The sequence below is a fragment of the Moorella mulderi DSM 14980 genome (assembly GCF_001594015.1).
GTDB classification, from domain to species: domain Bacteria; phylum Bacillota; class DSM-521; order Neomoorellales; family Neomoorellaceae; genus Neomoorella; species Neomoorella mulderi.
This window is the reverse complement of the sequence record NZ_LTBC01000041.1, coordinates 1-1708: the sequence shown is the minus strand read 5'-3', so window position 1 is coordinate 1708 and position 1708 is coordinate 1. Positions and strand designations below refer to the sequence as shown.

Sequence of the window (1708 nt, the reverse complement as noted above, 5' to 3'; positions counted from 1 at the left end):
TTTCTTTACAAAGGCGGTAAACCTTCTTTTTGTTGATAATCAGTCCATACTTGTGTTTTAAGATAATCGTCATCTTGACATAGCCATAGGCGAAGCCTTCGCCCTCAATTAGCTCCTTTAGCCATGCTTTTATTTGTTTATCACTAACCGGTTCTTGTTGCCTGTTGTAGGAATAACCCTTGATAGGACGGCCACCACCATATCTCCTTTTTCCTTGAGATTTAAGGGAATAGTAATAGGTGGAACGGCTGAGACCAATAATCCGTAAGACGAGGGATACCCTGTAACCCCGGTTAATCCATTTACTTGCTATCTCTACTTTATCTGTAAGTGTGGGTTGGTTTTTTTTAGCAGGTCTTTTAAGATCTCTATCTCTAATTCTTTTTCCCCTAATAATTTCTTTAGTTTTTCGTTTTCAGTTATTGTTTCTTTTAGCTCTTTTAGGTGGGAATTAATACCCTGGCTTCCTTTTGAGGTTTTGCTGCTATTTCCTGTAAAGGCCGCTTCCCCATAGCGGCGATAATTCCTCGTCCACCGGTTAACCATGCTGGAAGATAGACCATATCTTCTGGCTACTACTGCACAGTTTCCGGTTTCGAGGCATTCTTGGACGATCTTTAATTTTTGTTCTACTGGATATTTCTTCCGTTCCATTATGGCTGCCCCCTTCTTTTAATCTAGCAGACTTAAGACTTTTTGTCCAAAGTAGTTAGGGGGCTAAATAGCAATATTTTAAAGAAGCCGACGAAGAGGATGCTGCCGAAGACCGCGAATTCGGCAAAAGAAATCGCGGTGACGAATTACCCGAGGAGCTCAGAATCCCTCAAAAACGCCTCGAAGCCATCAAGCGGGCTATGGCAGAACTGAAAGCCCGGGCAGGGGCGAAGCTAGAGGAGGAACAGCAGCAAGATAAGGATAAGGCAAACATAGTAAAGGCCGCAGGAAGAAGGGAAAAGGTAAAAATTCCGAGGCTCTCCCACCACCGGACCGTGCCCAGTACAACTTTACGGACCCCGATTCCCGGATAATGTTGGGATCTGAAAAAGCATTTATCCAGGGATACAATCCCCAGGCTGCTGCCGATGCAGATTCTCAGATTATCGTAGCTGCCGAGGTAACGAACAATGCTGCCGATTCCCCTCACCTTGTAAACCTGATAGAACAGGCAGAAAAAAATACTGGTCAATCACCCCAAGAGGTTTCACTGATGCCAGCTACTACAGCAGAAAGAATATCGAAGCGTTAAAGGCAAAAGGTATCGAGGTATTTATCCCCCCTGATAAGGTCAAACACAGTGAATGGCGCCATCCAGCGCGGGTACCAGAGGAACTTCCAGGGGATGCAACTCTTAAAGAGCAAATGCGACATAAACTCAGGACCGAAGAGGGTCGCCGGTGGTACAAACTGAGAAAAACGACGATAGAACCTATATTTGGCCAAATCAAGGAAGGTCGAGGTTTAAGGCAGTTTCTTCTCCGCGGCCTTAATAAAGTGCGCTCTTCGTGGCGGTTCGAGTGCGCTGTTCACTACCTCATCAAGCTCTTTACCTTTATGAGAAAGCACAAGCATTCCTGTAATGATTTAAGGTAGGTGTTGCCAATAAAAAAGCCTCCTGGTAAAAAGAAAATAGACCAAAACAAACAAACCCACCAGGAGGCGAGAAACCGTATGAATGAGGTGCAAAAGAAATTACTGGTCCATGGCGATG

The 1708-nt window shown here is 44.8% G+C and carries 5 protein-coding genes; 3 read left to right on the top strand and 2 right to left on the bottom strand.

Annotated elements, in window-relative coordinates:
* Together MOMUL_RS17985 and MOMUL_RS15130 are read right to left on the bottom strand one after the other, a co-directional pair.
* A partial coding sequence (locus MOMUL_RS17985) for a helix-turn-helix domain-containing protein (protein ID WP_489671602.1) occupies nucleotides 1-133 on the bottom strand: 133 nt, incomplete at its 3' end.
* 182 nt (nucleotides 134-315) lie between these two features.
* Complete coding sequence (locus MOMUL_RS15130) at nucleotides 316-654, bottom strand: helix-turn-helix domain-containing protein (protein ID WP_062286143.1); 339 nt, start codon at nucleotides 652-654, stop codon at nucleotides 316-318.
* 200 nt (nucleotides 655-854) lie between these two features.
* Between MOMUL_RS15130 and MOMUL_RS16805 the strand changes: the two genes are divergently transcribed.
* From MOMUL_RS16805 to MOMUL_RS17980, 3 genes are read left to right on the top strand one after another with little or no spacing between them, the layout of a single operon-like run.
* Nucleotides 855-1028: a hypothetical protein gene (locus MOMUL_RS16805; RefSeq protein WP_161485044.1), complete on the top strand. Its 174-nt coding sequence runs from the start codon at nucleotides 855-857 to the stop codon at nucleotides 1026-1028.
* Complete coding sequence (locus MOMUL_RS17430) at nucleotides 1028-1246, top strand: hypothetical protein (protein ID WP_236713140.1); 219 nt, start codon at nucleotides 1028-1030, stop codon at nucleotides 1244-1246. The genes MOMUL_RS16805 and MOMUL_RS17430 overlap by 1 nt, the downstream gene beginning before the upstream one ends.
* Nucleotides 1186-1590, top strand: a complete 405-nt coding sequence (locus tag MOMUL_RS17980; protein WP_407937699.1) for a transposase — start codon at nucleotides 1186-1188, stop codon at nucleotides 1588-1590. The genes MOMUL_RS17430 and MOMUL_RS17980 overlap by 61 nt, the downstream gene beginning before the upstream one ends.
* Nucleotides 1591-1708: the final 118 nt, after the last annotated feature.

Bases quoted from the DNA above. Each gene is read 5' to 3' on its own strand.
- MOMUL_RS15130 (WP_062286143.1), bottom strand. From the start codon at position 654: ATGGAACGGAAGAAATATCCAGTAGAACAAAAATTAAAGATCGTCCAA.
- MOMUL_RS16805 (WP_161485044.1), top strand. From the start codon at position 855: ATGGCAGAACTGAAAGCCCGGGCAGGGGCGAAGCTAGAGGAGGAACAG.
- MOMUL_RS17430 (WP_236713140.1), top strand. From the start codon at position 1,028: ATGTTGGGATCTGAAAAAGCATTTATCCAGGGATACAATCCCCAGGCT.